General features: G+C 40.3%; 27 protein-coding genes and 1 other annotated feature. All 27 genes read right to left on the reverse strand.

Annotated elements, in window-relative coordinates:
* Nucleotide 1: 1 nt before the first annotated feature.
* A complete protein-coding gene (rpsC, locus tag KFD70_RS20880) occupies nucleotides 2–661 on the reverse strand; it encodes a 30S ribosomal protein S3 (RefSeq protein ID WP_336453932.1) in 660 nt (219 codons plus the stop codon).
* A gap of 3 nt (nucleotides 662–664) precedes the next feature.
* Nucleotides 665–1,006 carry a 50S ribosomal protein L22 gene (gene rplV, locus KFD70_RS20885; protein WP_011983250.1) on the reverse strand — a complete coding sequence of 114 codons (342 nt, stop codon included), beginning with the start codon at nucleotides 1,004–1,006 and terminating at the stop codon, nucleotides 665–667.
* A 17-nt stretch (nucleotides 1,007–1,023) separates the two neighbouring features.
* Nucleotides 1,024–1,302, reverse strand: coding sequence for a 30S ribosomal protein S19 (gene rpsS, locus KFD70_RS20890; RefSeq protein ID WP_336453931.1), 279 nt, complete (start codon nucleotides 1,300–1,302; stop codon nucleotides 1,024–1,026).
* Between the two features lie 60 nt (nucleotides 1,303–1,362).
* Nucleotides 1,363–2,193: a 50S ribosomal protein L2 gene (gene rplB / locus KFD70_RS20895; protein WP_026593168.1), complete on the reverse strand. Its 831-nt coding sequence runs from the start codon at nucleotides 2,191–2,193 to the stop codon at nucleotides 1,363–1,365.
* A 28-nt stretch (nucleotides 2,194–2,221) separates the two neighbouring features.
* A complete protein-coding gene (gene rplW / locus KFD70_RS20900; RefSeq protein ID WP_174102825.1) occupies nucleotides 2,222–2,512 on the reverse strand; it encodes a 50S ribosomal protein L23 in 291 nt (96 codons plus the stop codon).
* On the reverse strand, nucleotides 2,512–3,135 hold the full coding sequence (rplD, locus tag KFD70_RS20905; protein WP_336453930.1) for a 50S ribosomal protein L4: 624 nt from the start codon (nucleotides 3,133–3,135) through the stop codon (nucleotides 2,512–2,514). The genes rplW and rplD overlap by 1 nt, the downstream gene beginning before the upstream one ends.
* 25 nt (nucleotides 3,136–3,160) lie before the next feature.
* A complete protein-coding gene (gene rplC / locus KFD70_RS20910) occupies nucleotides 3,161–3,793 on the reverse strand; it encodes a 50S ribosomal protein L3 (protein ID WP_336453929.1) in 633 nt (210 codons plus the stop codon).
* A 35-nt stretch (nucleotides 3,794–3,828) separates the two neighbouring features.
* The gene (gene rpsJ / locus KFD70_RS20915; RefSeq protein WP_001040596.1) at nucleotides 3,829–4,137 is read right to left on the reverse strand and encodes a 30S ribosomal protein S10; all 309 of its coding nucleotides are present in this window, start codon (nucleotides 4,135–4,137) and stop codon (nucleotides 3,829–3,831) included.
* 390 nt (nucleotides 4,138–4,527) lie between these two features.
* Nucleotides 4,528–5,718: an elongation factor Tu gene (gene tuf / locus KFD70_RS20920; protein ID WP_336453928.1), complete on the reverse strand. Its 1,191-nt coding sequence runs from the start codon at nucleotides 5,716–5,718 to the stop codon at nucleotides 4,528–4,530.
* A gap of 117 nt (nucleotides 5,719–5,835) precedes the next feature.
* Nucleotides 5,836–7,914, reverse strand: a complete 2,079-nt coding sequence (fusA, locus tag KFD70_RS20925) for an elongation factor G (protein WP_336453927.1) — start codon at nucleotides 7,912–7,914, stop codon at nucleotides 5,836–5,838.
* Between the two features lie 207 nt (nucleotides 7,915–8,121).
* A complete protein-coding gene (gene rpsG, locus KFD70_RS20930) occupies nucleotides 8,122–8,592 on the reverse strand; it encodes a 30S ribosomal protein S7 (protein WP_001137493.1) in 471 nt (156 codons plus the stop codon).
* Between the two features lie 29 nt (nucleotides 8,593–8,621).
* Entirely contained in the window at nucleotides 8,622–9,044 is a 423-nt protein-coding gene (gene rpsL, locus KFD70_RS20935) for a 30S ribosomal protein S12 (protein WP_011983241.1), read from the reverse strand.
* Nucleotides 9,045–9,159: 115 nt separating this feature from the next.
* Nucleotides 9,160–9,408: a ribosomal L7Ae/L30e/S12e/Gadd45 family protein gene (locus tag KFD70_RS20940; protein ID WP_336453926.1), complete on the reverse strand. Its 249-nt coding sequence runs from the start codon at nucleotides 9,406–9,408 to the stop codon at nucleotides 9,160–9,162.
* Nucleotides 9,409–9,521: 113 nt separating this feature from the next.
* Entirely contained in the window at nucleotides 9,522–13,136 is a 3,615-nt protein-coding gene (gene rpoC / locus KFD70_RS20945) for a DNA-directed RNA polymerase subunit beta' (RefSeq protein ID WP_336453925.1), read from the reverse strand.
* A gap of 37 nt (nucleotides 13,137–13,173) precedes the next feature.
* Nucleotides 13,174–16,707 (reverse strand): DNA-directed RNA polymerase subunit beta, encoded by a 3,534-nt coding sequence (gene rpoB / locus KFD70_RS20950; RefSeq protein WP_336453924.1) that lies wholly within the window; start codon nucleotides 16,705–16,707, stop codon nucleotides 13,174–13,176.
* Between the two features lie 290 nt (nucleotides 16,708–16,997).
* On the reverse strand, nucleotides 16,998–17,597 hold the full coding sequence (locus KFD70_RS20955; RefSeq protein ID WP_336453923.1) for a class I SAM-dependent methyltransferase: 600 nt from the start codon (nucleotides 17,595–17,597) through the stop codon (nucleotides 16,998–17,000).
* 75 nt (nucleotides 17,598–17,672) lie between these two features.
* Complete coding sequence (rplL, locus tag KFD70_RS20960; RefSeq protein WP_336453922.1) at nucleotides 17,673–18,032, reverse strand: 50S ribosomal protein L7/L12; 360 nt, start codon at nucleotides 18,030–18,032, stop codon at nucleotides 17,673–17,675.
* A gap of 67 nt (nucleotides 18,033–18,099) precedes the next feature.
* A complete protein-coding gene (gene rplJ, locus KFD70_RS20965) occupies nucleotides 18,100–18,600 on the reverse strand; it encodes a 50S ribosomal protein L10 (RefSeq protein ID WP_017150118.1) in 501 nt (166 codons plus the stop codon).
* A 40-nt stretch (nucleotides 18,601–18,640) separates the two neighbouring features.
* Nucleotides 18,641–18,784: a sequence feature (ribosomal protein L10 leader region), on the reverse strand.
* Between the two features lie 49 nt (nucleotides 18,785–18,833).
* Entirely contained in the window at nucleotides 18,834–19,526 is a 693-nt protein-coding gene (gene rplA / locus KFD70_RS20970; RefSeq protein ID WP_336453921.1) for a 50S ribosomal protein L1, read from the reverse strand.
* A gap of 182 nt (nucleotides 19,527–19,708) precedes the next feature.
* Nucleotides 19,709–20,134, reverse strand: a complete 426-nt coding sequence (gene rplK, locus KFD70_RS20975; RefSeq protein WP_001085872.1) for a 50S ribosomal protein L11 — start codon at nucleotides 20,132–20,134, stop codon at nucleotides 19,709–19,711.
* A 169-nt stretch (nucleotides 20,135–20,303) separates the two neighbouring features.
* Complete coding sequence (gene nusG / locus KFD70_RS20980) at nucleotides 20,304–20,837, reverse strand: transcription termination/antitermination protein NusG (RefSeq protein ID WP_174102814.1); 534 nt, start codon at nucleotides 20,835–20,837, stop codon at nucleotides 20,304–20,306.
* A gap of 131 nt (nucleotides 20,838–20,968) precedes the next feature.
* Nucleotides 20,969–21,148: a preprotein translocase subunit SecE gene (gene secE, locus KFD70_RS20985; RefSeq protein WP_003194325.1), complete on the reverse strand. Its 180-nt coding sequence runs from the start codon at nucleotides 21,146–21,148 to the stop codon at nucleotides 20,969–20,971.
* Nucleotides 21,149–21,180: 32 nt separating this feature from the next.
* Nucleotides 21,181–21,327, reverse strand: a complete 147-nt coding sequence (gene rpmG / locus KFD70_RS20990) for a 50S ribosomal protein L33 (protein ID WP_002055487.1) — start codon at nucleotides 21,325–21,327, stop codon at nucleotides 21,181–21,183.
* A 130-nt stretch (nucleotides 21,328–21,457) separates the two neighbouring features.
* Nucleotides 21,458–22,117, reverse strand: a complete 660-nt coding sequence (locus KFD70_RS20995; protein ID WP_003194323.1) for an RNA polymerase factor sigma-70 — start codon at nucleotides 22,115–22,117, stop codon at nucleotides 21,458–21,460.
* 67 nt (nucleotides 22,118–22,184) lie between these two features.
* Nucleotides 22,185–22,697: an NYN domain-containing protein gene (locus KFD70_RS21000; protein WP_017150116.1), complete on the reverse strand. Its 513-nt coding sequence runs from the start codon at nucleotides 22,695–22,697 to the stop codon at nucleotides 22,185–22,187.
* Nucleotides 22,698–22,699: 2 nt separating this feature from the next.
* Nucleotides 22,700–23,443 carry a 23S rRNA (guanosine(2251)-2'-O)-methyltransferase RlmB gene (gene rlmB / locus KFD70_RS21005; protein ID WP_026593154.1) on the reverse strand — a complete coding sequence of 248 codons (744 nt, stop codon included), beginning with the start codon at nucleotides 23,441–23,443 and terminating at the stop codon, nucleotides 22,700–22,702.
* On the reverse strand, nucleotides 23,440–23,847 hold the full coding sequence (locus KFD70_RS21010) for a Mini-ribonuclease 3 (RefSeq protein ID WP_336453920.1): 408 nt from the start codon (nucleotides 23,845–23,847) through the stop codon (nucleotides 23,440–23,442). The genes rlmB and KFD70_RS21010 overlap by 4 nt, the downstream gene beginning before the upstream one ends.
* Nucleotide 23,848: the final 1 nt, after the last annotated feature.

Consider the following 23,848-nt stretch of genomic DNA (forward strand, 5'->3'; position numbering starts at 1 on the left):
ATTATTTTCCTCCTTCCTCAGAAGCTTTCTTTTTTGTAGGAAGGACTTCTCCACGGTAGATCCATACTTTTACGCCTAATTTACCGTATGTTGTATCAGCTTCAGCTGTTGCATAGTCAATATCAGCGCGAAGTGTATGAAGTGGAACAGTTCCTTCACTGTAAGATTCTGCACGAGCGATATCTGCTCCGCCAAGACGACCAGAAACCTGTGTTTTAATACCTTTAGCACCTGCGCGCATAGCACGTTGAATAACTTGCTTTTGTGCACGACGGAAAGATACACGGTTTTCTAATTGACGAGCGATATTTTCCGCTACTAATTTAGCGTCAAGATCAGCTCTCTTAACTTCTAAGATGTTGATGTGTACACGCTTGCCTGTTAATTGGTTAAGAGCTTTACGAAGTGCTTCAACTTCTGTACCACCTTTACCAATTACCATACCAGGTTTTGCAGTGTGAATTGTAACATTTACACGATTTGCTGCACGCTCGATTTCTACTTTAGAAACAGAAGAATCTTTTAAGCGAGCTGTGATGTATTCACGAATTTTGATGTCTTCATGAAGAAGTGTAGCGTAATCTTTCTCAGCGAACCAGCGAGATTCCCAATCACGAATAACACCGACACGAAGACCGACTGGATTAACCTTTTGACCCATCGATTATCCCTCCTTCTTTTCTGATACCACAACTGTGATGTGGCTTGTGCGTTTGTTAATTTGGCTTGCACGACCCATTGCACGTGGACGGAAACGTTTTAACGTTGGACCTTCGTCAACGAAAACTTTCTCTACAACTAAGTTGTTTACATCCATTTCGTAGTTATGCTCTGCGTTTGCGATTGCAGATTTTAAAACTTTCTCTACAACTGGAGAAGCAGTTTTTGGCGTGTGGTTAAGGATAGCGATCGCTTCACCCACTTGCTTACCTCGGATTAAGTCTACTACTAGGCGAACTTTACGAGGAGCAATACGAACTGTTCTCGCTACTGCTTTAGCTTGCATTGAAGTGCCTCCTCTCATTATCTTCTAGTTTTCTTATCGTCAGCATCATGACCTTTATACGTACGAGTTGGTGCGAATTCACCTAACTTGTGGCCAACCATGTCCTCAGTGATGTATACAGGTACGTGTTTACGACCGTCATATACAGCGATTGTGTGACCGATGAACTGAGGGAAGATTGTTGAACGACGAGACCAAGTTTTAACAACTTGCTTTTGCTCAGTTTCGTTTAACTTTGCAACTTTACTCATTAAGTGATCATCGACAAATGGTCCTTTTTTTAAGCTACGAGCCATTTTGGTGCCTCCCTTCGTGATTGCCGTACGGTTCCAGAAGTGAACCGTACTACAACCCCATTATTTTTTACGACGACGAACGATGAATTTATCAGACGCTTTGTTTTTCTTACGAGTCTTGAATCCAAGAGTTGGTTTACCCCATGGAGACATTGGAGACTTACGTCCGATTGGTGAACGACCTTCACCACCACCGTGTGGGTGATCAACTGGGTTCATTACAGAACCACGAACTGTTGGGCGTTTACCTAACCAACGAGAACGACCTGCTTTACCAATCTTGATAAGTTCGTGTGATTCGTTACCAACTTGACCTACAGTAGCACGACAAGCAGATAATACTAAGCGAACTTCACCAGAAGTTAAACGTACAAGTACGTATTTACCTTCTTTACCAAGTACTTGAGCAGATGTACCAGCAGAACGAACTAATTGTCCACCACGACCTGGTTTAAGTTCGATGTTATGAACAACAGTACCTACTGGAATGTTGATTAATGGTAATGCGTTACCAATTTTAATGTCAGCATCAGCGCCAGACATAATTTCCATACCTACTTCTAAGTTTTTAGGAGCAAGAATGTAACGTTTTTCACCGTCAACGTAGTTAATTAATGCGATATTCGCAGAGCGGTTTGGATCGTATTCGATCGTAGCAACGCGTCCTGGAATTCCATCTTTGTTACGTTTAAAGTCGATGATACGGTATTGACGCTTATGTCCGCCACCTTGGTGACGTACAGTGATTTTACCTTGGTTATTACGACCAGCCTTTTTGCTTAAAGGTGCAAGTAAAGACTTTTCCGGTCTGTCAGTCGTAATTTCAGCGAAATCATTCGTAGTCATGTTACGACGACCATTAGTAGTTGGATTATACTTTTTAATTGCCATCTCAATTTCCCTCCTTCTTTAGTAAGAATTAAACACCTTGGAAGATTTCGATTTCTTTGCTGTCAGCAGTTAGCTTAACGATCGCTTTACGACGACGGCTAGTAAAACCAGCGTGACGACCAACGCGTTTTGCTTTCGGCTTGTAGTTCATGATGTTTACTTTCTCTACTTTAACATCAAAGATCGCTTCTACAGCATCTTTAACTTCTGTTTTATTAGATTTAACGTCCACATCGAACGTGTATTTTTTTTCAGCCATCATTTCCATAGAACGTTCAGTGATAACTGGGCGCTTAATGATATCACGAGGATCTCTCATTATGCAAGCACCTCCTCTACTTTTTCCACTGCCGCTTTTGTCATGATTAGCTTATCATGATGAAGCACGTCTAAAACGTTTACGCCATCAGCAGTGATTACTGTTACTCCAGGAATGTTGCGAGCAGATAACTCTACAGACTCGTTTGCATCAGCAGTTACGATAAGAGCTTTCTTCTCAACAGCTAATCCTTTAAGTACTGCTACCATGTCTTTTGTTTTTGGTGCATTTAACACTAAGTCTTCAAGAACTACAACGTTGTTCTCAACTACTTTAGTAGCTAATGCAGATTTGATTGCTAAGCGACGAACTTTCTTAGGAAGTTTGTAAGCATAGCTTCTTGGTGTAGGTCCGAATACCGTACCACCACCACGCCATTGAGGAGAGCGGATAGAACCTTGACGAGCACGTCCAGTTCCTTTTTGACGCCATGGTTTACGACCTCCACCGCGCACTTCAGAGCGATTTTTTACTTTGTGTGTACCTTGACGTAAAGATGCACGTTGCATCATTACAGCTTCAAAAAGTACAGCTTCATTTGGTTCGATACCGAAAATAGCTTCAGCTAATTCGATTTCACCAACCTGTGAACCAGTTTGGTTATATACAGTAACTTTTGGCATTGGAATTCCTCCTTCCTATTGTGAATTATTTGCTAGCCTTCACAGCGCCTTGAACAACTACAAGAGATTTCTTAGCACCTGGAACGTTACCTTTTACTAATAATAAGTTGCGCTCAGCGTCAACTTGAACGATTTCTAAGTTTTGAACCGTAACTTGGTCTCCACCCATACGTCCAGCAAGTTTTTTGCCTTTGAATACACGGTTCGGAGCAACTGGGCCCATTGAACCAGGACGACGGTGATAACGAGAACCGTGAGACATAGGTCCGCGAGATTGTCCGTGGCGTTTAATAGCACCTTGGAAACCTTTACCTTTAGAAATTCCTGTTACGTCTACGATTTCACCTGCAGTGAAAACTTCAACTTTTACCTCTTGACCAACCTCTAGTCCGTCCACGTCTGCATCGCGGATTTCGCGAATGAAGCGCTTAGGAGCAGTAGATGCTTTAGCAACGTGACCTTGTTCAGGTTTGTTAGCTAATTTTTCACGTTTGTCGTCGAACCCTAACTGAATTGCATTGTAGCCATCAGTTTCAGTTGTTTTCTTTTGAAGAACAACGTTTGGAGTCGCAGCGATTACTGTTACAGGGATTAGCTCACCGTTTTCAGCAAATACTTGAGTCATACCGATCTTTCTTCCTAAGATTCCTTTGGTCATGAGTTACACCTCCTACATTTTTTAAGTTATATGAATTATAGTTTGATTTCGATATCTACACCAGATGGTAAATCTAAACGCATTAATGAGTCTACTGTTTGCGGAGTAGGGCTCACGATGTCGATTAGACGTTTGTGCGTGCGCATTTCGAATTGCTCACGAGAATCTTTGTACTTATGAACAGCACGAAGAATTGTGTAAACAGTTTTTTCAGTTGGTAATGGGATCGGACCAGAAACTGTTGCCCCAGAACGCTTAGCTGTTTCTACAATTTTCTCAGCTGACTGATCAAGAATACGGTGATCGTAAGCTTTTAAACGGATACGAATTTTTTCTTTTGCCATTATTTTCCCTCCTTCGTTCGCCTATTTCTTAAATAGACCTTCTCCATGGAAATTTCCTCACACCATGCCATGGCAAAGCGGCCGGGTGTGTCAGCAACCTTCCACTTCATCGCAGTCAAAGACCAACATTGTCTATTATACAATGTTATTCGTCTAGATGCAAGCATCTTTTTGTTTGCATCTGCTTTTCTCTACTTTTGCTATTATACATGGCACTTTAAAGAATTTCAAGTTTTCATCTGTAGTAATTGATTTTACAGTTTATGGATGTTTTGTTTTGCAGATTTATATATTATAGAAGAAACTCGTTCAAAAATATAAAATATCAATTTTTATAAAACAAAAAACTCAAGGGAAGACCCCTTGAGTTTTTAATAATCTATTTAAAGATTACTCAGCGATGATTGTAGCAACTACACCAGCACCTACAGTACGTCCGCCTTCACGGATAGAGAACTTAGTTCCCTCTTCAACTGCGATTGGAGCGATAAGTTCAACAGTCATTTCGATGTTGTCGCCAGGCATTACCATTTCAGTACCTTCTGGTAATTGGATGATTCCAGTTACGTCAGTTGTACGGAAGTAGAATTGTGGACGGTAGTTAGCGAAGAATGGAGTGTGACGTCCACCTTCTTCTTTAGATAAAACGTAAACTTCAGCTTTGAATTTAGCGTGAGCTTTTACAGAGCCAGTTTTAGCAAGAACTTGTCCACGTTGGATGTCTTCACGAGAAACCCCACGAAGTAGAGCACCGATGTTGTCACCAGCTTGAGCTTGGTCAAGAAGCTTACGGAACATTTCAACACCTGTTACAGTTGTAGAAGCGTTCTCTTCAGCAAGACCGATGATTTCTACTACGTCACCAACTTTAACTACTCCACGCTCTACACGACCAGTAGCAACTGTACCACGACCTGTGATAGAGAATACGTCCTCGATCGGCATTAAGAATGGTTTGTCAGTGTCACGTTCTGGAGTTGGGATGTAAGAATCAACTTCAGCCATTAATTCGATGATTTTTTCTTCCCACTCAGCTTCTCCTTCAAGAGCTTTAAGAGCAGAACCTTTAACTACAGGGATATCATCGCCTGGGAAGTCGTATTCAGATAATAGATCGCGAACTTCCATTTCTACTAATTCTAATAATTCTTCGTCGTCTACCATGTCGCATTTGTTTAAGAATACAACGATGTAAGGTACACCTACTTGACGAGAAAGAAGGATGTGCTCACGAGTTTGAGGCATTGGGCCATCAGCAGCAGATACTACTAAGATACCACCGTCCATTTGAGCAGCACCAGTGATCATGTTTTTAACATAGTCAGCGTGACCTGGGCAGTCAACGTGTGCATAGTGACGAGTTTCAGTTTCGTACTCAACGTGTGCAGTTGAGATTGTGATACCGCGCTCTCTTTCTTCTGGAGCAGCATCGATTTGATCGTATCCGCGTGCTTCAGCACCACCAGCTTTTGCAAGAACTGTAGTGATCGCAGCAGTTAATGTAGTTTTACCATGGTCAACGTGGCCGATAGTACCGATGTTAACATGGGGTTTAGAACGTTCGAATTTAGCTTTAGCCATTCTAAATTCCTCCTTAAGTTATATAGGTTATTTTATATTTAGACTAGAAAGTGAAACTTAAGTCCCACTTTCTAAGCTTACATAAGTAGTTATACTTGAACAATCGATAAAAATCAATTATTCACCTTTATTTTTTTTGATAATTTCTTCAGAAACAGACTTTGGTACTTCTTCATAATGGTCAAATACCATAGAGAATGTTCCGCGTCCTTGCGTGTTAGAACGTAATGACGTTGCATAACCGAACATTTCAGAAAGTGGAACCATAGCGCGAACAACTTGTGCGTTACCGCGAGCTTCCATACCTTCTACACGTCCACGACGAGATGTTACGTCACCCATAATGTCACCCATGTACTCTTCAGGAATTACAACTTCAACTTTCATCATCGGCTCAAGAATTACTGGGTTACATTTAGAAACCGCAGCTTTAAGTGCCATAGATGCAGCGATTTTGAACGCCATCTCAGAGGAGTCAACATCATGGTAAGATCCGTCAACTAATGCAGCTTTAATGTCTACTACTGGGTATCCAGCAAGTACACCATTTTTAAGCGCATCTTCAAGACCTGCTCCTACAGCTGGGATGTATTCACGTGGAACTACACCACCGACGATCTTGTTTTCGAATTCGAATCCTTTACCTTCTTCGTTAGGCTCGAACTCAATCCAAACGTGACCGAATTGTCCACGACCACCAGATTGACGTGCGAACTTACCTTCAACTTTCGCAGCAGAGCGGAAAGTTTCACGGTATGCTACCTGAGGTGCACCAACATTTGCTTCTACTTTGAATTCACGGCGCATACGGTCAACGATGATATCAAGGTGAAGTTCACCCATACCAGCGATGATTGTTTGGCCAGTTTCTTGGTCAGTGTGAGCACGGAATGTTGGATCTTCTTCAGAAAGCTTAGATAATGCTGTACCCATTTTATCTTGGTCAGCTTTAGATTTTGGCTCGATAGCTACAGAGATAACTGGCTCTGGGAATTCCATAGACTCAAGGATAACAAGGCTCTTCTCGTCACAAAGAGTATCACCAGTAGTAGTATCTTTTAAACCTACAGCAGCAGCGATATCACCAGCGTAAACTGTTGAGATCTCTTCACGGCTGTTAGCGTGCATTTGTAGGATACGTCCTACACGCTCACGCTTACCTTTAGTTGAGTTTTTCACGTATGATCCAGAGTTTAACACACCAGAGTACACACGGAAGAACGTTAACTTACCAACATAAGGGTCAGTCATGATTTTGAATGCTAGAGCTGAGAATGGCTCTTCATCGCTAGACTTACGTTCTACTTCTTCATCTGTATCCGGAAGAGTACCTTTAATAGCAGGTACATCTAATGGAGATGGTAGGTAGTCGATAACTGCATCTAACAGAATTTGAACACCTTTGTTTTTGAATGCAGAACCACAGATTACTGGGAAGAATTCTACAGAAGTTGTAGCCTTACGGATACCAGCTTTAAGCTCTTCTACAGTGATTTCTTCACCTTCTAGGTACTTCATCATCATTTCTTCATCAAGCTCAGCTACCGCTTCAATAAGTTTTCCACGGTATTCTTCAGCTAGTTCTTTATGCTCTTCAGGAATTTCGATACGTTGAATATCTGTTCCTAAATCGTTACCGTACATGTAAGCACATTCTTCAACAAGGTCAATGATACCATTGAACTCATCTTCAGCACCGATTGGTAACTGAATTGGATGTGCGTTTGCTTGTAAACGATCGTGGATTGTTCCTACAGAGTATAAGAAGTCTGCACCGATTTTATCCATTTTATTAACGAATACGATACGAGGTACGCCGTAAGTAGTAGCCTGACGCCAAACAGTTTCTGTTTGTGGTTCTACACCAGATTGTGCGTCAAGTACTGCTACCGCGCCATCAAGTACGCGTAGAGAACGTTCTACTTCTACTGTGAAGTCTACGTGTCCTGGAGTGTCAATGATGTTTACACGGTGACCTTTCCATTGTGCTGTAGTTGCAGCAGAAGTAATTGTGATACCACGCTCTTGCTCTTGCTCCATCCAGTCCATCTGTGATGCACCTTCGTGAGTTTCACCGATTTTATGAATACGCCCTGTGTAGTACAAGATACGCTCAGTTGCTGTTGTTTTACCAGCATCGATGTGAGCCATGATACCAATATTACGAGTGTTTTCTAAAGAGAACTCTCTTGCCATTTGGTGTCTTGCTCCTTCCATATATGGATTGGATTTTTTATTTTAAGTAGCAAAAAAGCCACTTTATTTTGTTACATATGTCAGTATGTCCAGTACCCTCATTATGTAAAACGAGCGCCCATTGAAAGGGAGAGGCATTCTCCCTCTCCACACTTCCATAAGCGACAAATAAAGCGGTTTATGCTTACATTTATTTTACGTTGAATCCTACCAACGGTAATGAGCAAATGCTTTGTTAGCTTCTGCCATTTTATGAGTGTCTTCGCGTTTCTTAACAGATGCACCAGCGTTGTTAGCTGCATCTAAGATTTCGTTAGCAAGACGCTCTTCCATAGTTTTTTCACCACGAAGACGAGCATAGTTTACTAACCAACGAAGACCTAAAGTTGTACGGCGTTCTGGACGAACCTCAACTGGAACTTGGTAGTTAGCACCACCAACACGACGAGCGCGTACTTCAAGAACAGGCATGATGTTCTTAAGAGCTTGCTCGAATACTTCCATTGGTTCTTTACCAGTACGTTCGCTAACGATATCGAACGCATTATAAAGAATTGTTTGAGATTTACCTTTTTTACCGTCAACCATCATTTTGTTGATTAGGCGTGTTACTAGTTTAGAATTGTACATTGGATCTGGTAACACGTCACGTTTCGCAACAGGTCCTTTACGAGGCATATTGAGTTCCTCCTTTCAGTTCAGTTTTATTATTTCTTAGCTGCTTTTGGTTTTTTAGTACCGTATTTAGAACGGCCTTGCATACGCTTGTCAACACCAGCTGTGTCAAGCGCACCACGAACGATGTGGTAACGTACCCCTGGTAAGTCTTTTACACGACCACCGCGAATTAATACTACGCTGTGTTCTTGTAAGTTATGACCGATACCTGGGATGTATGCAGTTACCTCGATACCATTTGTTAAACGTACACGAGCATATTTACGTAAAGCTGAGTTTGGTTTCTTTGGAGTCATTGTACCAACACGAGTACATACACCACGTTTTTGAGGTGCAGAGATATCAGTTGATTTTTTCTTTAAAGAGTTGAAACCTTTGTTTAACGCAGGTGATTTAGATTTCCATACTTTATCAGTACGACCTTTTCTCACTAATTGGTTAATAGTAGGCATTTGAGTTATCCTCCCTTCGCATGTTTGTATGACCACATATCCAGGTGGTTCATTATTAGTTGAAAACAAAGTTTTTGCAAGGGAGAGCAGGTGCTCTCTCCTCACAAAAACAGTTTTAACTTATTATTCCTATTGCTGAAGCTCCCACTTGAATCCCCGAAACTTTTCCAAGCTTACGAATCGACTCAACTTTGGTTATGGGCACGTTATGTTGCAAAGCAGTGCGAGTGATAACATGGGTTAAGCGCATGTCAGCATCTTCTGCAATGACAACTTCTTTAACTGTACCATTTTTGATTGCTTCCAATGTTCGTTTATGACCAACGACCACATTTTCAGCATTTGATACTTTTTGATAAGACATATACATATCCTCCAAAGCATCGTTCAGGAGCAACCTTGCTTATAGTAACATTTTGACTCGCACAATGTCAACTAGGATTATCTGTTTTTATACAAATTTTACGACGGAAAATTTTACTGTTCCACGTAAACTTCATCGTTTTCCACATTCATGCCATCTTGCGCTGTTTTAACAAGATCCACTTTGCGATAACGATTCATACCTGTTCCAGCTGGAACAAGTTTACCGATAATAACATTTTCTTTCAATCCTAGAAGTTCATCGCGTTTGCCTTTAATTGCTGCATCTGTTAGAACGCGAGTTGTTTCTTGGAACGACGCTGCAGATAAGAATGAATCTGTTTCAAGTGAAGCTTTTGTAATACCAAGAAGTACTGGTCTTGCTGTTGCAGGTTGTTTACCTGTTAACAACACTTTTGCATTCGCATCAGTAAACTGATGGATATCCAATAATGTTCCTGGTAATACATCTGTTTCACCAGCATCAATTACACGAACTTTACGAAGCATTTGGCGAACCATTACCTCTACGTGTTTGTCGCCAATTTCTACCCCTTGCATACGGTATACTTTTTGAACTTCACGTAGTAAGTATTCTTGAACTGCTGTAATGTCCGTTACTTTTAGTAATTCTTTCGGATCAATAGAACCTTCTGTTAACTCTTTTCCGTGACCAATTGACTGTCCTGGAACTACTTTCAGACGAGCACCGTAAGGAATTGCGTAAGTACGAGTTTCAACCTCATTCTGTACAACTACCTCTTGGCGATCTTTAACATCGTTAATCGCCGCGATAACACCGTCGATTTCACTGATAACTGCCTGACCTTTCGGATTACGAGCTTCGAAGATCTCTTGGATACGAGGTAAACCTTGCGTAATATCGTCTCCGGCAACCCCACCTGTATGGAACGTACGCATCGTTAACTGTGTACCTGGCTCACCGATAGATTGAGCTGCGATAATTCCTACCGCTTCCCCTACTTCTACGTCTGTACCAGTAGCTAAGTTACGACCGTAACATTTCTTACATACGCCGTGGCGCGTGTTACATGTGAACGCTGAACGGATGTGTACTGTTTCCACACCTGAGTTTTCAACGACATGAGCGATATCTTCCGTAATTAATTCATTTTCACGAACTAATACTTCACCTGTTTCAGGGTGTTTTACAGTCTTTCTTGCAAAACGTCCTACAAGACGATCATATAATGACTCGATTACTTCATTACCCTCTTTAATCGCACCGATTAATAAGCCACGATCTGTTCCACAATCGTCTTCACGAACGATAACATCTTGTGCAACGTCTACAAGACGACGTGTTAAGTAACCAGAATCGGCTGTCTTAAGCGCTGTATCAGCAAGACCTTTACGCGCACCATGCGTAGAGATGAAGTATTCAAGTACTGTTAAACCTTCACGGAAACTTGACTTGATTGGAAGTTCAATGATACGACCAGATGGGTTGGCCATCAGACCACGCATACCAGCAAGCTGAGTGAAGTTCGATGCGTTACCACGGGCACCAGAGTCACTCATCATGAAGATTGGGTTGCGTTTATTCAAGGATTTCATCAGTTTTCCTTGGATAACATCTTTTGCATTACTCCAAATAGAGATAACGCGATCGTAACGTTCTTCTTCCGTGATTAAACCGCGACGGAATTGTTTAATTACTTTATCTACTTTTGCTTGTGCTTCGTGGAGAATCTCATCCTTTTCACCTAATACAAGAATATCTGCTACCCCAACTGTAATACCAGCTTTTGTAGAATATTTGAATCCTAAGTTCTTCATACGGTCAAGCATGCGAGACGTTTCTGTAATTTGGAAACGTTTAAACACTTCCGCAATGATGTTACCAAGGATTTTCTTGCTAAATGGTGCCACTTCTTCGCGACTAGCAATAATTTCTTTAATGTTCGCACCTTTTTCAACGAAGTATTTCGCTGGTGTTTCTTTTTCAAGGTTTGAATTTGTTGGTTCGTTAATATATGGGAACGACTTCGGTAAGATTTCGTTAAATATTAATTTACCAACTGTTGTTAATAGAAGCTTACCTTTTTGCTCTTCAGTAAATGTTTCGTTGTTGTTCACTGAATTTGCAGCAACAGCGACACGAGTATGAAGATGTACATATCCATTTTGATATGCAAGCAATGCTTCATTTGCATCTTTGAACACCATACCTTCACCAATTGCGCCCTCACGCTCAAGTGTTAAGTAATAGTTACCTAATACCATATCCTGAGATGGTGTAACAACTGGTTTTCCATCTTTCGGGTTCAAGATGTTTTGTGCTGCTAACATAAGAAGACGAGCTTCTGCTTGCGCTTCTGATGATAACGGAACGTGAACCGCCATTTGGTCACCATCAAAGTCCGCGTTGTATGCAGTACATACAAGTGGATGAAGACGGATTGCGCGTCCTTCTACTAATGTAGGTTCGAACGCTTGGATACCAAGACGGTGAAGCGTTGGAGCGCGGTTTAGAAGTACTGGGTGTTCTTTAATTACAGATTCTAAAACATCCCAAACTTCAGGTTGTACACGCTCGATTTTACGTTTCGCACTCTTAATGTTGTGTGCTAATCCTTTTTCCACTAAATCTTTCATAACGAAAGGTTTGAACAATTCAAGTGCCATCTCTTTTGGTAATCCACATTGGTACATTTTTAAGTTCGGTCCTACAACGATAACGGAACGACCAGAGTAGTCAACACGTTTACCTAATAAGTTTTGACGGAAACGTCCTTGTTTACCTTTTAGCATGTGAGATAGTGATTTTAACGGACGGTTACCCGGTCCAGTAACTGGACGGCCACGACGACCATTATCGATTAATGCGTCTACAGCTTCTTGTAACATACGTTTTTCGTTTTGAACGATGATACTTGGTGCACCTAAGTCCAATAGACGTTTTAAACGGTTGTTACGGTTAATTACACGACGATATAAATCGTTTAAGTCAGAAGTCGCAAAACGTCCACCATCCAACTGTACCATTGGGCGTAGTTCTGGTGGAATAACTGGAAGAACATCTAAGATCATCCAAGATGGCTCATTTCCAGAGTTACGGAATGCTTCTAATACCTCTAGACGTTTAATAGCACGAGTACGACGTTGTCCTTGTGCTGTTTTTAATTCTTCTTTTAAGAAGTCTACTTCTTTATCTAAATCGATGTCTTGTAATAGCTTCTTAATCGCTTCTGCGCCCATAGCAGCTTGGAATGTGCTGCCATATCGGTCACGATATGCACGGTATTCTTTTTCAGAAAGCAATTGCTTCTTATCAAGTGGTGTATCTCCACTTTCTGTTACAACATAAGAAGCGAAATAAATTACTTCTTCAAGCGCGCGAGGGGACATGTCTAAGACAAGTCCCATGCGGCTCGGGATACCTTTGAAATACCAAATATGAGATACAGGAGCAGCTAATTCGATATGACCCATACGTTCACGACGTACTTTCGCACGCGTTACTTCAACGCCACATCGATCACAAACTACACCTTTATAACGTACACGTTTATATTTTCCGCAATGACATTCCCAGTCCTTTTGTGGTCCGAAAATACGCTCACAGAACAAGCCATCTTTTTCAGGCTTTAACGTACGATAGTTAATTGTTTCTGGTTTCTTAACTTCACCGTATGACCAAGAACGAATCTTGTCAGGCGAAGCAAGTCCAATCTTCATATATTCAAAGTTATTTACATCTATCAAGGGGCCTACCTCCCTTTTAGTCTACAGGTTATCCCAATTATTCCTTAGTTGTCTCAACTTCGATACTTAATTTGTCTGCTGATTGATGATCATCATCATCTTCCGTATCACGCATTTCAATTTCTGTATCGTCGCTAGACATCATTTTAACGTCCATACCTAAGCTTTGTAGTTCTTTAATCAATACTTTGAATGACTCTGGAACGCCTGGTTCTGGAACATTTTCGCCTTTAACAATCGCTTCGTACGTCTTAACACGGCCAACAACATCATCCGACTTCACAGTTAAGATTTCTTGAAGAGTATAAGCAGCACCATAAGCTTCAAGTGCCCAAACCTCCATCTCACCGAAACGTTGTCCACCGAATTGTGCTTTACCTCCAAGAGGTTGTTGCGTTACAAGTGAGTATGGTCCAGTAGAACGAGCATGAAGTTTATCGTCAACCATGTGCGCAAGTTTAATCATATACATGACACCAACAGATACACGGTTGTCGAATGGTTCACCAGTACGTCCATCATACAGGATTGTTTTCGCGTCATTCGCCATACCAGCTTCCTCAATTGTGCCCCATACATCTTCCTCACGAGCACCATCGAATACTGGTGTTGCAACATGGATACCAAGGTATCTTGCTGCCATACCAAGATGAAGCTCTAGTACCTGACCGATATTCATACGAGATGGTACCCCTAATGGGTTCAACATGATATCGATTGGTGTACCGTCTGGTAAGTATGGCATATCTTCTTCCGGTAAAATACGAGAGATAACACCTTTGTTACCGTGACGACCGGCCATCTTGTCACCTTCAGAAATTTTACGTTTTTGAACGATATATGCACGTACAAGTTGGTTCACACCTGGTGGCAATTCATCGCCATCTTCACGGTTGAATACTTTTACGTCTAAGATAATACCGCCACCACCGTGTGGTACACGTAGTGATGTATCACGTACTTCACGCGCTTTCTCACCGAAGATTGCGTGTAATAAACGTTCTTCTGCTGTTAATTCTGTTACACCTTTTGGCGTTACTTTACCAACAAGTAGGTCTCCGTCTTTTACTTCAGCACCGATGCGAATAATACCGCGCTCGTCAAGGTTGCGAAGTGCATCTTCCCCAACGTTCGGGATATCACGTGTAATTTCTTCTGGTCCAAGCTTCGTATCACGAGCTTCTGATTCATATTCTTCAATATGGATAGAAGTGTACACATCATCTTTTACAAGGCGCTCACTCATAATGATCGCATCCTCGTAGTTATAACCGTCCCATGTCATAAAGCCAACAAGCACGTTACGTCCAAGTGCTAGCTCACCTTTTTCCATAGAAGGACCATCCGCAAGGATTTCACCTTTTACAACTTGATCTCCAACACTTACGATTGGGCGTTGGTTGTAACAAGTTCCTTGGTTAGAACGAATGAATTTCAACATTTTGTAGCGATCTAAATCGCCTTTTACTTTTTGACCGTCAACTTCTACATAACGGCGTACCCAAACTTCACGTGCTTCTACGCGTTCAACAACACCAGGGTGTTTACAGATTACTGCAGCACCTGAGTCTTTTGCTGATACGTACTCCATACCTGTACCTACAATTGGAGATTCCGGATTCATTAATGGAACCGCCTGACGTTGCATGTTTGCACCCATAAGTGCACGGTTGGAGTCATCGTTTTCTAAGAACGGAATACAAGCTGTCGCTGCAGACACTACTTGCTTTGGAGATACATCCATGTAGTCGATGCGCTCTCTATTTGTAACAATGTTTTCACCACGGAAACGAGCTACGATATCTTCATCAAGGAATTCCCCTTCTTCAGATAATTTCATATTCGCTTGGGCTACAACATAATTATCTTCTTCATCTGCTGTTAAGTAATCAACATGGCCCGTTACACGACCAGTCTCTGGATCAACACGACGGTATGGTGTTTCGATGAAACCAAACTCATTTACTTTCGCGAACGAAGATAGTGAGTTGATCAAACCGATGTTTGGTCCCTCTGGCGTTTCGATTGGACACATACGACCATAGTGAGAATAGTGAACGTCACGTACTTCAAATCCTGCGCGCTCACGCGTTAAACCACCAGGTCCTAATGCAGATAGTCTTCGTTTGTGCGTTAACTCTGCTAATGGGTTTGTTTGGTCCATGAACTGAGATAACTGAGAACTTCCGAAGAACTCTTTAATAGATGCAATCACCGGACGAATGTTAATTAACGCTTGCGGCGTAATTGCATTTGTATCTTGAATCGACATTCTCTCACGAACAACACGTTCCATACGAGAAAGACCGATACGGAATTGGTTTTGTAATAACTCTCCTACAGAACGCAGACGACGATTTCCTAAATGGTCAATATCATCTGTATCCCCTACTTTGTATAGTAAGTTAAAGAAGTAGCTAATAGACGCAAGGATATCACCTGGCGTGATGTGTTTTACGTCACGAGTGATGTTTGCATTCCCAATTACATTGATAGAACGTTCACCGTCTGACTCTGGAGCATAAATCTTAATAGATTGCAGCTCAACATCGCCTTCTACCACTCCACCCATTGGTTTCGCTGTCTTGAATCCAATGTTTTTCTCTAAGTAAGGTAAAATGCGATCTAATGTACGACGGTCTAAGACTGTTCCTTCTGCCGCTAAAATCTCTCCAGTTTCTGGATCTACTAATGTTTCAGCTAAGCGTTGGTTAAACAATCTGTTTTTAATGTGTAATTTTTTGTTGATCTTGTAGCGACCTACATTTGCTAAATCGTAGCGCTTTGGATCAAAGAAGCGAGAAACAAGCAAGCTTTTCGCATTTTCTACTGTTGGTGGTTCACCCGGGCGTAGACGCTCATAAATTTCAAGCAATGCTTTTTCTGTACTATCTGTGTTGTCTTTTTCTAGCGTATTGCTTAAGTATTCGTTATCACCTAAAAGCTCGGTGATTTCTTGATCAGAGCCAAACCCTAATGCGCGTAACAAAACAGTTACAGGAAGTTTACGCGTACGGTCGATACGCACATAGACAACATCCTTAGCATCTGTTTCATACTCTAACCAAGCTCCGCGGTTTGGAATTACAGTAGCAGTAAAACCACGTTTTCCGTTTTTATCCACTTTGCCACTATAGTATACGCTTGGAGAGCGAACTAACTGGGAAACGATAACACGTTCTGCACCGTTAATTACGAATGTTCCTGTCTCTGTCATGAGTGGGAAATCTCCCATGAACACATCTTGTTCTTTTACTTCACCAGTTTCCTTATTGATTAGACGAACTTTCACACGAAGTGGTGCTGCATACGTCACATCACGCTCTTTACATTCTTCCACAGAGTATTTAGGTTCACCTAAGCTGTAGTCGATAAATTCAAGCGATAGATTTCCCGTAAAGTCTTCAATCGGAGAAATGTCTTGGAACATTTCTCGCAAACCCTCATCAAGAAACCACTGATAAGAAGAGGTTTGAATTTCGATAAGATTTGGTAACTCTAATACTTCACTAATACGGGCATAACTTCTTCGTTGGCGGTGGCGTCCGTATTGAACTAGTTGACCTGTCAACTGCTTCACCCCTCAAATCATGAGTATTATAAATGCACAAAAAAATTTGTGCAAAATCACAAATAAATACAGCTAACGCTAGTAGCGTAGCTTTTTCTCTCAAAGATAGATACGTTGAGTCTTTCTACCTGCTCAAAAAAGAAAAATGGCTTCTATAAGAAAACCATCATTCTGTTTCATAATCTGCTGATTTTACTATCTTTTCCAAGAGAAACAAAAATATACATCTTTCTCAACGCAGAAAATCATATATTGGCATTGTATAATGTTAACATAGCCAAAAATAACCGTCAACGTTTTTTTGATTTTATGATATAATATCCTTTTTTCTTTTCTACAACCTCAACTTCAGAAAATGATTCTTCTAGTTTTTTAAGCGCTGATGGTGCACCTTGCTTCTTCTGAATAACAATCCAAAGCTCCCCACCCGGCACTAGATGATCCACAGCTTTTTCTAAAATTTCATGCACGATATGTTTACCAGCACGAATTGGAGGATTAGATAGAATAGCAGCATACTTGCCATCTACATTTTCATAGACGCTACTTTGAAAAATACGAACGTTATCTATTTTATTATTAGCGGCATTTTCCTTTGCAAGCCCAAGCGCCCTTTCATTCACATCCACCATATGAACACTACACCCTTGAAACTCTTTCGCTAACGACAACCCGATTGGTCCGTATCCACACCCAACATCTAATATATCACCTTTAACATCTGGCATTTGAAACGATTCAATTAAAAGACGAGAACCAAAGTCTACCTCGTTTTTCGAAAACACCCCATGGTCAGATAAAAAAACAAATCGAGATCCTCGCAATGTATATTCCCATCGTTTACGATCACTTTTGCTCGAAGGGTCGTTAGAAAAATAATGGTCTGCCATATGGCCACCTCTTTTCTTTACAGTTAAAAAAAAAGCTCGCATGAGAGCGAGCTTTTTTAAAGCCTCAAAAGTTAATTACTTAACTTCTACAGCAGCGCCAACTTCTTCAAGTTTAGCTTTGATTTCTTCAGCTTCTTCTTTAGAAGCGCCTTCTTTGATTACTTTTGGAGTGTTGTCAACTAATTCTTTAGCTTCTTTTAAGCCAAGACCAGTGATTTCACGAACAACTTTGATAACTTTGATTTTTTGTCCACCAGCGCTAGCTAGTTCAACATCAAATTCAGTTTTCTCAGCAGCAGCTTCACCAGCGCCACCAACAACAGCTACAGGAGCAGCAGCAGTTACGCCGAATTCTTCCTCGATAGCTTTTACTAAGTCGTTAAGTTCTAATACAGTCATAGATTTAACTGCTTCAATGATTTGTTCTTTAGTCATTGTAAATATCCTCCCTTAAATAGGTTTGTATTGTTTTATCGATAACACGTAATTATCTTTTAAAAAATTAAGCGCCTTGCTCTTCCTTTTGATCTGCAACTGCTTTAGTAGCAAGTGCAAGGTTACGGATTGGAGCTTGAAGAACGCTAAGAAGCATAGAAAGTAAGCCTTCACGTGATGGAAGAGTAGCGATAGCTTTAACCTCATCAAGTGTTACAAGTTTACCTTCGATTACGCCCGCTTTAATTTCTAAAGCTTCATGATCTTTAGCGAAGTCGTTTAATACTTTCGCAGGAGCAACTACATCCTCGTTACTGAACGCGATTGCGTTTGGTCCTGTTAAGAATTCGTTCAACTCAGCCATTTCAACAGATTCTGCAGCACGACGAGTTAAAGAGTTTTTGTAAACTTTGAACTCAACGCCAGCCTCACGTAAGTTTTTACGTAATTCAGTTGCTTCAGATACCGTTAAACCACGGTAGTCAACAACGATTGTAGATTTACTTTCGCGAAGTTTATCAGCGATTTCAGTCACAACTTGTTGTTTAGTTTCGATTGCTTTGCTCATGTTATTACACCTCCTGTAGATTATATAGAAGATGTACCGAAAGTGCACTAAAAAACCTCCATGCCCAATTGTAGACATGGAGGCATATAGTCACAGAAAAAAATTCCGCTTCGTATATTAACACCTAGGTAGGAAATTAAGCCATATTGGCACCTACTGTCTACGGTACACTATTTAAATTCACAACATAAATGATTATATTAAAACTTCTTTATGAAGTCAACTTCCAATTTTTACGCGATTGTAGAAACGTCTACACGTACGCCAGGTCCCATTGTAGAGGCAACAGTTACGTTCTTCATGTAAGTACCTTTTGCAGCAGCTGGTTTAGCTTTTAATAGCGTATCAGCAATTGTTTTGAAGTTTTCTACTAGTTTAGCATCTTCGAAAGATACTTTACCGATTGGAACGTGGATGTTACCAGCTTTATCAACGCGGTATTCAACTTTACCAGCTTTGATTTCGTTAACAGCTTTTGTTACATCGAAAGTAACTGTTCCAGTTTTAGGGTTTGGCATTAAACCTTTAGGTCCTAATACGCGACCTAATTTACCAACTTCACCCATCATGTCAGGAGTTGCTACTACTACATCGAAATCGAACCAACCTTGTTGGATTTTACCGATGTAATCAGCATCGCCCACGAAGTCAGCGCCAGCAGCTTCAGCTTCTTTTGCTTTTTCGCCTTTAGCGAATACTAATACACGTTGTACTTTACCAGTACCGTGTGGAAGAACAACTGCACCACGAATTTGTTGGTCAGCTTTCTTAGGGTCAACACCTAAACGAAATGCAGCTTCTACAGTTGCATCAAATTTAGCTGTGTTTGTTTTCTTTACTAATTCTACTGCTTCTGTTGCAGAGTAAGCAGTTGCACGATCAACAAGCTTTGCAGCTTCTACGTACTTTTTACCTCTTTTAGCCATGTTTATTTCCTCCTTGAATGTGGTTTTAGCGGAATAACCTCCCACGTTTACGCCTTCATTCCGGGAAACCCCGAGGATGTGCGCCCATCCATTTATTTAAAAACGATACTCATTTACGATAATAAAGGTTGCGAATTGGAATTCCAGACCCGCAACCTTTTTTACAAAAAAAACAAATCGAATTAGTCTTCGATAACGATACCCATACTGCGTGCAGTACCTTCAACCATACGCATTGCAGCTTCTACGCTAGCAGCGTTTAGGTCAGGCATTTTAGTTTCAGCGATTTCGCGTACTTTATCACGCTTAACAGTTGCCACTTTATTACGGTTTGGTTCACCAGAACCAGACTCGATACCAGCTACTTTCTTAAGAAGAACAGCAGCAGGAGGAGTTTTAGTAATGAAAGTGAATGAACGGTCTTCGAATACCGTAATTTCAACAGGAATGATAAGACCAGCTTGATCTGCTGTACGAGCGTTGAACTCTTTACAGAAGCCCATGATGTTAACACCCGCTTGTCCTAATGCTGGACCAACTGGTGGAGCTGGGTTAGCTTTACCTGCAGGAATTTGAAGTTTTACCATTTTAATTACCTTTTTAGCCACGAGACACACCTCCTTAAGTCCGTGATGTGGTCAATTGGGCAGTGATTTGCCCTCCCACTTCATATTTTATCTGTAACGATAAAATCTTTTTCAAAAAACGTCTCCGTTACCGAAGACGTACTGACTTAAAAGATATTATCACTTTTTACAATTCATTTCAAGTTTCATTTTATAATTTTTCAATTTGGTGGAAATCCAGCTCGACCGGTGTTTCACGACCAAACATATCTACAAGCACTCTTATCTTTTGTTTTTCCATGTCAATCTCTTCGATTGCGCCTGTATAGTTCGCGAATGGCCCTTCATTTACACGTACTGTTTCATGAAGTTCAAAGTCAAAATCAACCACTTCATTGTCCATTCCCATATGCTTCATAATGGTAACAACTTCCTCCTCTAATAAAGGAGATGGTTTTGAGCCTGATCCAGAAGATCCAACAAAACCTGTTACACCCGGTGTATTACGAACAACATACCAAGAGTCATCAGTCATAATTAGTTCCACTAATACATAACCTGGGAATACTTTTCTTTTTGTTAATTTTTCTTTTCCGTTTTTCATTTCTACTTCTACTTCTTCCGGAACAACAACACGGAAAATTTTATCTTGCATTCCCATTGATTCTACACGTTTCTCTAGGTTTGCTTTTACTTTATTTTCATATCCAGAATAAGTATGGACAACATACCAACTTTTTTCCATTCATTTAGGACGAGCGTCCTTCCCTCCCTGACGTACATTTTTTTGTGCAAATGAAAAAACCCGTTCATCGGGCTTTTACACAGTTCGTATAAATAACATTATATCATGGATAAGTGCTTCTTATTCAAGAATTAACCAAGAATTAACCGAATTAAAGAAGAAATACCCATGTCAACTACTGCAAAGAAAACTGCAAAAAACACAACTGTCGCAATAACAGTAGCTGTCGAACGAAGTAATTCATCTTTCTTAGGCCAACTTACTTTTTTCATTTCGCGACCTACATCGCCGAAAAAGTTCGTCAAACGCATTTACGGGACCTCCAGTGTATTGTTTCGATTATTTATTTTGTTTCCTTATGAACTGTATGCATATTGCATGTTTTACAAAATTTCTTTATCTCAAGTCGCTCTACCGAGCTCGTATCTTTCATTGTGGAGTAGTTTCGGTTCTTACACTCTTCACATGAGAGTACAACTTTTTTTCTCATTTGTTACACCAACCTTGTAACATTATGTCCCTAAAAATGTATCATACAATAAAAGACAATGTCAATGACATGCCACTTACTACATTACAAAAAGAAAGCAGGAGAATCATTTTCTCCCCTGCGACATATACTATGAATTTAAAGTTGTATTTTCTCTCATTTCCATATATCGTTCGAGCTTTCTTTTTACACGCTGCAGGGCATTATCAATAGACTTCACATGTCTATTTAACTGCTCTGAGATTTCTTGATAAGAACGACCATCTAAGTATAAAGAAAGAACTTTCCTCTCTAAATCGCTTAATAATTCAGAAATTTTTAGTTCTATGTCGGTATATTCTTCCTGACTAATAATCATCTCTTCAGGATCAGTCACCTTTGCTTCTGAAATAACATCTAATAGCGTACGATCAGATTCCTCATCGTAAATCGGTTTGTCTAAAGAAACATACGAATTTAAAGGAATATGTTTTTGTCTCGTTGCTGTCTTAATAGCAGTAATAATTTGACGAGTAATACATAATTCAGCAAATGCTTTAAAAGAAGATAGCTTGTCCTCTTTATAATCACGAATGGCTTTAAATAATCCAATCATACCTTCTTGAACAATATCTTCCCGATCTGCCCCTACTAAAAAATATGATCTTGATTTTGCGCGAACAAAGTTTTTGTACTTGTGAATTAAATATTCAAGAGCATCAATATTACCTTTTCGAACTAACTCAACTATTGCCTCATCCTCTAAATCGCGAAACGTAACGTTGTTGGTACTTACGAAGCCTGTTTCCACTTTGATCCCTCCGACCGCTATTTATTTAGAAATATTATACAGTAAGCGCTTGAAGAGCGTCAATGCTTCAACGCTCTCCTCGCCTTAATTTTTCTAATTTTTCTGTAATATCTTTACTAAATATTGTTCGCATAGCTGGTTGTTTCTCTTTTACCTCTTGCGTTTGATGGCGCACTTGTTGTTCCATAGCCTGCACTTCTATTTCTAGTTCACGGGCTGACTTCCTAAGCGCTCCTTGTGCAAAAATAACCCACTGTTCCGTATAATCAGAAGTAGCAACATAAATTTGTGTATTAATATTACGAAGTTCAATCGCGAGCTGTTCAATTTTTTCATCAGCGGTTTGATTCTTTCTTGTGAAAATAACTTCAACACGCGATTGCTTCATTTTCTTTTCAATACCTTGAACTGTATAAGCATCAAATACAATCATTACTCTTGTTCCTGTGTAACCTTGATAATCCGCCATTTTATCAATTAGCGCGTCTCTTGATGCTTGTAAATCTACATCCCTTAATTTTTTTAAATCTCTCCAAGCCCCAATAATGTTATAACCATCAACGATTAAGATATCATTCATTTTCACTCACCAATTTGGTGACGTTTACGATATACCTCATACATTAACAGACTTGCAGCTACTGAAGCATTTAAGGATGTAACTTTACCAACCATCGGCAAGTTGATTAAGAAATCACATTTTTCACCAATAATACGGCTCATACCTTTTCCTTCACTACCAATTACTAATCCAATCGGCATATTACCATCTAAATTACGATAATCCGTTTTCCCTCTTGCATCTGTACCCGCAATCCAAAGACCGCGCTCTTTTAAATCATCGATTGTTCGTGATAAGTTTGTCACACGAGCAACAGGAATATATTCAATTGCTCCTGTTGAAGCTTTTGCAACTGATGCTGTCAGACCGACAGCCCTTCTTTTCGGGATAATAATTCCATGTGCGCCTGTTGCATCTGCCGTACGCATAATAGAACCTAAATTATGCGGATCTTCAATTTCATCTAGAATTAAGAAGAATGGATCTTCATTACGTTTAGCAGCCGCTTCAAATAAATCTTCTAATTCTGCATATTGATAGGCCGCTACCTGTGCAATTACCCCTTGGTGATTCCCCTCAACGAGTTGGTCTAACTTTTTCTTTGGTGCATGCTGCAAAATAATTTTATTTTCTTTCGCTAACGCTAATACAATTTGCACTTGTCCTTTAGCTGCACCTTCTGCAATCCAGATTTTATTAATATCTCTTCCTGATCGTAACGCTTCAATTACAGGGTTACGTCCGATAATATATTCACTACTCATATTGATGTGCCCCCTTCCTTCGCTTCTAAAACATCAATTGCTTTATATACAAGTTCTTCTAATCTGTCGCTATTGTTCAATAAATAATGATAACCAAGCAATGCCTCAAAAGCAGTACTATAGCGATATGTTTGTACATCCGTATTTTTAGGAACAGAACCCGAATTCGCATTACGTCCTCTTCTTAAGACTGCTTCTTCTTCCTCTGTTAAAAATGCTGTTTCTAGTAAATGATAAACAACTTTCGCTTGTGCTTTCGCCGAAACAAAGCTTGTCCCTAAACGATGTAATTGGTTAGGACGAACCGTTCCTTTTTGAAGAAGGTGATAGCGGATATATTGTTCATATACCGCATCACCCATATATGCTAACGCTAAGCTGTTTAATTGCTTTGCATCAATCATG

It is taken from the genome of Bacillus pfraonensis, assembly GCF_050768835.1.
Lineage (GTDB): Bacteria > Bacillota > Bacilli > Bacillales > Bacillaceae_G > Bacillus_A > Bacillus_A pfraonensis.